Source organism: Pseudomonas sp. PA-5-4B, assembly GCF_021606215.1.
Classification (GTDB): Bacteria; Pseudomonadota; Gammaproteobacteria; order Pseudomonadales; family Pseudomonadaceae; genus Aquipseudomonas; species Aquipseudomonas edaphica.
The window spans coordinates 46,733-53,923 of sequence record NZ_WKDB01000046.1; the positions used below are offsets into that span (position 1 = coordinate 46,733).

Below are 7,191 nucleotides of genomic sequence, written 5' to 3' on the forward strand. Positions count from 1 at the left end.
CATGTTGAAACTGCTGATTCTCGATCGGGACGGAGTGATCAATTACGACTCCGACGCTTACATCAAGTCGGTGGCGGAATGGATTCCACTGCCCGGCTCGATCGAGGCCATCGCGCAGTTGAGCAAAGCCGGCTGGACGGTGGCCATCGCCACCAACCAGTCCGGCATCGCCCGCGGTTATTACGACATCGCCACCCTGGACGCCATGCACGCGCGTTTGCGCGCGTTAGTGACCGAGCAGGGCGGTGAGGTGGGGCTGGTGGTGTACTGCCCCCACGGGCCGGATGAGGGCTGCGAGTGCCGCAAACCCAAGCCTGGCATGTTGAAAACCATTGCAGAACATTACAAGGTGCCGTTAGCTGGGCTATGGTTCGTCGGGGACAGCCTCGGTGACCTGGAGGCGGCCAAAGCCGTCGACTCTCAGCCAGTTTTGGTTAAGACCGGGAAAGGCGAAAAGACCCAGGCGAAAAACCTGCCGGTAGGCACTCTGATTTTTGACGATCTGGCGGCGGTTGCCGCAGAACTTATTAACAACTAGCCGCCCTCGACTTCCTGAACAAGGATTGCTCGGGAGTGTGCTTTTAGCAGGCGGGCCATGTCCCGCAACGGTAAATGCTGCCATGTCGATTTTGCAGGCCATCAGAACCTTCTTCTTTTACCTGCTGCTGGGCACCAGTTCGTTTCTGTGGTGCACCCTGAGCTTTTTTATCGCGCCGTTCCTGCCGTTCAAGGCGCGTTATCGTTTTATCAACGTCTATTGGTGTCGCTGTGCGTTGTGGCTGACCAAGGTATTCCTGGGCATCCGTTTCGAGATCAAGGGCGCTGAAAACGTCCCGGACCAGCCCTGCGTGATTCTGTCGAATCACCAGAGCACGTGGGAAACGTTCTTCCTGTCCGCGTACTTCTCGCCTCTGAGCCAGGTGCTTAAGCGTGAGCTGCTGTACGTGCCGTTCTTCGGCTGGGCGATGGCCATGCTGCGGCCGATCGCCATCGACCGTGACAACCCCAAGGCGGCGCTCAAACACGTGGCCAAGAAGGGTGACGAGCTGCTCAAGGATGGTGTTTGGGTGCTGATCTTCCCGGAAGGTACGCGTGTGCCGTTTGGCACCGTGGGCAAGTTCTCACGCGGCGGTACTGCTTTGGCGGTCAACGCCCATCTGCCGGTGCTGCCGATTGCGCACAACGCCGGCAAATTCTGGCCGAAGACCGGTTGGGCCAAGCGTGAAGGCACTATCACTGTGGTCATTGGCGAGCCCATGTACGCCGAAGGTGAAGGGCCACGCGCCATCGCCGCACTCAATGACCGCGCACAGGCGTGGAATGAAGCGCAGCAACGGGCCATGGGTTCGCTGCCTCCAGAGCCGGTTGTAGTCGAGACACCTGCGATTTAGTGATCTGTGGATAACCTGTGTACGGTTTGTTGGCGAAATGGTGTTTTTGCCTCATAACAAGCTGATTTACTTACATATTTCCAAAGCTCATAAAATCGCGAAAAACGTGCATAAGTTTTTCCCGCATAAAAAAACCGGTCCTTGTGACCGGTTTTTTATGCACCGTGAAAAAGTACGTTTTTCAATCCTCGAGTAACGGCAGTTGCAGGCTGAAAGTCGAACCCTTACCCACCTCGCTTTCACACTGAATGCGACCGCCATGGCGCTCCACTACAGCTTTGACCATGGTCAACCCCAACCCCAAACCTTCACTGCCTTGGGCCGAATCGAAGCGTCGGTATTGGCTGAATAGCTCGGGCAAATCCTCTGGCGCAATACCGGGTCCTTGATCGCTGATGCGGCATTCCAGCCATCCTTGCGCGCTGCCGTGGCTCAAGGTGACGGTAGTACCGGAAGGGGAATACTTGATCGCATTCTCCAGCACGTTGAACAACGCTCGGGTCAGCAGCGATTGATCGGCGTACACCATGCCTTCATCGGCTTCGTCCAGATCATGAACCAGGTGGATGCCTTTAAGTTGGCCAATGACCGCCACTTGATCGAAAGCATCCATGACCAGCATGGCAAACAGCGTGGGCTGAAACTGGTAGCCATCGGCCTCAGCTTTGGCCAGTTGTACGAAGGATTCAGTCAGGCTCAGCGCGCGCCTGACCTGTTGCTCGATCTGAGCAAACACCGGCGACTCACCGCCATGCACATCCAGCAGCGCCAGGATCGCCGAGTGTGGCGCACGCAGGTCATGGGACAGGAAGCGCAGCATGGTTTCGCGGTGCTGCTGCGCTTCGCGCTCTTTGCTCAAGTCTGTGAGGCTCATCAGCCAGCCGAGGGCGACGTCGCCTTCAGCCGGCAGCAAAGGGGCAAGCTCAATGCGCAGGCTGCGCTGATGGATATCGCGAAACTCAACGAGTTCCAACGCTGAGAGAGCAGGGCGCACGCCATTGTGCAGCGGCGGATAACCCAGGTCGCCGAGTTGTTCGAGGAGGTTTTGGTTGACCAACTCATTACTGAACACCTCACGTGCAATCCGGTTGGCCAGCAGGATGCTGCCTTTGGGGTCGGTAATCAGCGTCGCCACCGGCAGGCACTCCAGACCGTCGGCCATAAACCGCCGGGTATCGCGTGTACGGCTTACCGCTTGTTCCAGGGCAAAGATCCGCGCTTGCAGCACATCGCCCTTGCTCGCGGGCGCACGACGACGCTCGGGCAGTACTTTGGGTTCGTTATCCAGCCGCGCAAGCTCCCAGCCGAAGTAGGCCAGGATCACGCTGAGGCGCCGCCAATTCCATATCAGGTAGCTGAGCAGCAAACCAATCAGGCACGCGGCCGGTGACCACCAGTGGCCCTGGCGCAGCAACACCCACGCGCCGAGCAATGCGGTGGCCATGCAGCCCAGGGTCATCCAGAGCGCGTAGCGTGGGCGATACAACAACAGGCCCAGTAACAATGCCACCCAGGCAGTCGCCATCAAGGCCGACACCGCGCCGGGTAGATCAACGATGCTGCGCCCTTGCAGCAGGCCGTTGAGCACGTTGGCCTGGATCTCAACACCCGCCGTGGTGCCGACAGTCGAGGAGAGTGGGGTGACGAAACGATCGCCCATGCCGGACGCAGTGGCGCCTACCAGAATAAGCCGACCCCGCAGCCGTTCAGGTTCGACCTCACCGCGTATAACGCTGGCGTAGGAGACCGTAGGAAAGCGGGTGTCGGCAGCGATGAACGGGATCCGAATGGCGTGCTCCCGGTGCCAGGACGGGTTAATCGGTTGCTGGGGTTCCCCTGGCATCTCAGAGGCCTGGCCGCTCAATGCATAGGCCACCCACGCCAACTGCGGCGTGGTGTCACCGGGTGGGCCTTCACGCATAAACAGGCTGCGCACCACGCCGTCACTGTCGGCTTCAACATTGATATGCCCGAGACCTTTAGCACACTTGAGCAGCGGCAACATTTGCGCGTCCGGCGTGCTGTAGTTCGCCGCTTCCTCACGCAGCAACGGCAGTACCACGTTGCCGGCGTTGCACACGGCGGCTGCGAGGCGTTGGTCGTTGGCAGGCACACCGGGCTCACTGAAGATCACATCGAAGAGGATGGCCGCTGGCTGCGCGGCGCTCAGGCGGTCGATCAGGTCGGCGTGCAAACTGCGCGGCCAGGGCCAGCGACCCAACTCTTTCAGGCTAGGATCGTCAATGGTCACCAGCACGATGCGCGGGTCTACCGGCAACGGCGCCAGGCGCCTGAGGCTGTCATACAGCGGGTTGTTCAGCGCCAGGCCCGGGCTCAACGAGAGGTAGGCCGTCATTGGCAATAACAGCAAACCTATCCACAACCACTCGCGCACCAGGCCGTGGAACAAGCGCTGGGCATGAGTGGGCTGGCGTTTCTCGGCCTTGCGCCAAAGCATCATGGGTTAACCACCACTGGCCTGTGCCTGAGTGGCGGGTGGGTAATAGAAAATGTCATAGACCCCGGTTTCTCCCTCCAGGCCCAGCGCGTCGTAGGCGGACAAACGCACGTGGTAAAACGATGCTTTGAGCCCAGTGAAGCGCATTTTCGGCTCACTGGAAAAGTTTTCCTGCTTGATGTTCATAAAGGCTGAGTCGGTCGCGACTTGGGCGCGGTAGCGCTGTGCACCGGGTAATGGCCGCAGGTACAGGCTCCAGACTGGCGACTGACCTTTTTGGCCATCCTGGCCGATTAATACAGGCGCGGGCAAAAGCGCCACGGGCTTGAGTTCACCTTGTTGTCTGATCAGCAGACCTTGGCGTGCGTCCACCTTCACTTCGGCTGCGGCGTTGCTTGCTGCACGGTTAACCGCTACCTGGCCATTCAGCACCTCCAGCACGGATTGCTCGCCGTCATTGCGCACGCGAAAGTGCGTGCCACGCACGCCCAGAACGCCGACGGGCGTCACGATCTGAAAACGGTCGTAGTCACTGGCCCGTTTGATCACATAGGTCTCGACCTGGCCCTGTTCCAGAATGACCTGGGGAATCGCCTGTTTTTCCACCCAGTGCAGCCGCACCTGTGAACTGGAGGGCAGCACCACACTGGAACCATCACCCAGGCGCAGGCTGACGAAAGCCGATGTCGAAGTCTTCACGCCTTCTTGCTCATCAATGCTCATCCCTTCCAGTAGATGCTGCGCCCCGCCTTTGGCATCGAGCTTCCAGGCTTCACCCGTCAAATGCTGCACAACTGCTGGCAACGGGTGCGCACGGCACAGGAACGGCTCGTCAATATAAGCAGGGCGATAGGGCGTTGCAGCCTGGGCTGTACTGATGACCAGGGCCAGTAACGCGGGTAGGGCACAGCATAATCGATAGGCAGAACAGGTCATGGAGCTCATCACCCGAGTAGTTTCAGACGGCATCTGACCTCAGCACATACAGGTCTACGGCAGCGCATGTGTCGGCTGATCCTTTTCCTCAAGGGTAGGAGCCGGTATCTTTCGCCTGGTAGGTACGCAAGACTTTAAACGGGTTTACGGCCCTTTGATATCAGCGTACCGATAGATCCTGTGAGCATTGAGTCTGGCCATAATTATTCAGATTCAACCACAGGCATCTGTGCATTACCTACGCGATTGAACAGACCGTCGGCTGTCGTATTTTTTGTAGAAAGGACCCACCCATGCGTGTCGCAATACTGGACGACGAACCCGCTGAATTGCGTCGGGTTGAACAGACGCTGCGACAGATCCCCAGCACCGCAGAGCAACCCTGGTCCCTGCATTTCTTCGAACGCGGTGAAGACCTGCTGCGCCAACTGCGCCGCGAAACCTTTGACCTGTTGATCCTCGACTGGCAACTGCCGGACATCACAGGCATCGCATTGTTGCGCTGGACCCGCGAGCACATGGACTCACCACCCGCCGTAATCATGTTGACCAGCCGCGATGCCGAGAGCGATATCGTCACCGCACTCAACAGCGGGGCGGATGATTACGTCAGCAAGCCGTTTCGGCCAAACGAACTCAAGGCTCGGGTCAACGCCGTGCTACGCCGCCATGGGCTGCAAAAGCCAGCGACTAATGAGGTGCAGAGTTTCAACGACCTGACCTTTGATGATGCCGAACTGACGGTGACGCGCGCGGGTAAGCCGATCAATCTCACTGAGCGTGAATACCGCCTGGCCAGTTGCTTGTTCGCCAACCTGGCTCGGCCACTGTCTCGGGAATACCTGTATGAGCGGTTTTGGAGCCATGAAGAAATGGTCTCCTCACGGCCACTGGATACACATATTTATCGGCTGCGTAACAAGCTGGGGTTGACCGCAGACCGGGGCTGGCAGCTGCTGACCATCTACGGGTATGGCTATCGGTTGGAGAGTGTGGCGGCTGCCCAAGGTTAAAAACGCTGATGTTCCACGTGGAGCAATTGTAAAACGCTTAAGTTTCACCCAATAAAAAAGGCCAACGCTTAGCGTTGGCCTTTTTGTTTTAGCGGGTAGCCTGATCAGAAGTCCAGGTTGGACACCGCCAAGGCGTTGCTCTCGATGAAGTCACGGCGAGGCTCGACCGCATCACCCATCAGGGTGTTGAAGATCTGGTCTGCGCCAATGGCGTCTTCGATGGTCACGCGCAGCATGCGACGCTGAGCAGGATCCATGGTGGTTTCCCACAGTTGATCCGGGTTCATCTCGCCCAGACCTTTGTATCGCTGGATGGTGTGGCGCTTGGTGCTTTCAGCCATCAACCAGTCCAGGGCTTCCTTGAACTCCTTGACCGCTTTCTTACGCTCGCCACGCTGGATGTAAGCACCGTCGTCCAACAGGGTGCTCAATTGCGCGCCGAGGGTAACCACGGTCTTGTAGTCGTTGCTGCCGAAGAAGTCGCGGTTGAAGGTGACGTAGTTCGACAGGCCGTGGGAGATCAGTTCAACCTCCGGCAGCCACACGTTACGTTCACGGTCTTCACGCAAGCTGGCTTTGTAAACCAGGCCAGACTTCTCGACGGTGCGCAGACGTACTTCGTACTGAGCCAGCCAATTCTGCATGTGGGCGTGATCGCCCAACTGCTCCAGGCTCACGGAAGGCAGGTAGATGAAGTGCTCGGTCAGCTCCTGAGGGTACAGGCGCGACAGACGCTTGAGGGTCTTCATTACCATGCGGAAGTCGTTAACCAAACGCTCCAGCGCCTCACCGGAAATGCCCGGGGCTTCGTCGTTCAAGTGCAGGCTGGCATCTTCCAGGGCCGACTGCGTCATGTACTCTTCCATGGCGTCGTCGTCTTTGATGTACTGCTCTTGCTTGCCCTTTTTCACTTTGTACAACGGCGGCTGAGCGATGTAGATGTAGCCACGCTCGATCAGCTCCGGCAACTGACGGAAGAAGAAGGTCAGCAGCAGGGTACGGATGTGCGAACCGTCGACGTCAGCATCGGTCATGATGATGATGTTGTGGTAACGCAGTTTGTCGATGTTGTACTCATCGCGGCCAATACCGCAGCCCAACGCCGTGATCAAGGTGCCGACTTCCTGAGAGGAAATCATCTTGTCGAAGCGGGCCTTCTCGACGTTGAGGATCTTACCCTTCAACGGCAGGATAGCCTGGGTGCGACGGTTACGACCCTGCTTGGCGGAACCGCCAGCAGAGTCACCTTCCACCAGGTACAGTTCGGAGAGGGCAGGGTCCTTCTCCTGGCAGTCAGCCAGTTTGCCCGGCAGGCCGGCGATATCCAACGCGCCTTTACGGCGGGGCGTCTTCCCTGCGTTTACTGCGCCCTCTCCGGCGCACGCCGCGGCGG

6 protein-coding genes are annotated in these 7,191 nt (G+C 58.5%); 3 read left to right on the forward strand and 3 right to left on the reverse strand.

Annotated features, from left to right (window positions below):
- Position 1 precedes the first annotated feature (1 nt).
- Both gmhB and GIW28_RS21195 read left to right on the forward strand, forming a co-directional pair.
- A complete protein-coding gene (gmhB, locus tag GIW28_RS21190) occupies positions 2–538 on the forward strand; it encodes a D-glycero-beta-D-manno-heptose 1,7-bisphosphate 7-phosphatase (protein WP_169987925.1) in 537 nt (178 codons plus the stop codon).
- Positions 539–620: 82 nt separating this feature from the next.
- Positions 621–1,391, forward strand: a complete 771-nt coding sequence (locus tag GIW28_RS21195; RefSeq protein WP_017135137.1) for a lysophospholipid acyltransferase family protein — start codon at positions 621–623, stop codon at positions 1,389–1,391.
- A 181-nt stretch (positions 1,392–1,572) separates the two neighbouring features.
- On the opposite strand, the gene GIW28_RS21200 is transcribed toward GIW28_RS21195, so the two are convergent.
- Together GIW28_RS21200 and GIW28_RS21205 are read right to left on the reverse strand one after the other, a co-directional pair.
- A complete protein-coding gene (locus GIW28_RS21200; RefSeq protein WP_017135136.1) occupies positions 1,573–3,852 on the reverse strand; it encodes a CHASE2 domain-containing protein in 2,280 nt (759 codons plus the stop codon).
- Positions 3,853–3,855: 3 nt separating this feature from the next.
- Positions 3,856–4,785: a FecR family protein gene (locus GIW28_RS21205; protein WP_236445635.1), complete on the reverse strand. Its 930-nt coding sequence runs from the start codon at positions 4,783–4,785 to the stop codon at positions 3,856–3,858.
- Positions 4,786–5,078: 293 nt separating this feature from the next.
- Here GIW28_RS21205 and GIW28_RS21210 point away from each other — a divergent pair, with 293 nt between their 5' ends.
- Positions 5,079–5,798, forward strand: coding sequence for a response regulator transcription factor (locus GIW28_RS21210; RefSeq protein WP_017135134.1), 720 nt, complete (start codon positions 5,079–5,081; stop codon positions 5,796–5,798).
- 104 nt (positions 5,799–5,902) lie between these two features.
- Here GIW28_RS21210 and GIW28_RS21215 read toward each other — a convergent pair.
- On the reverse strand, positions 5,903–7,191 hold a 1,289-nt coding region (locus GIW28_RS21215; RefSeq protein ID WP_236490410.1), incomplete at its 5' end, for a toprim domain-containing protein.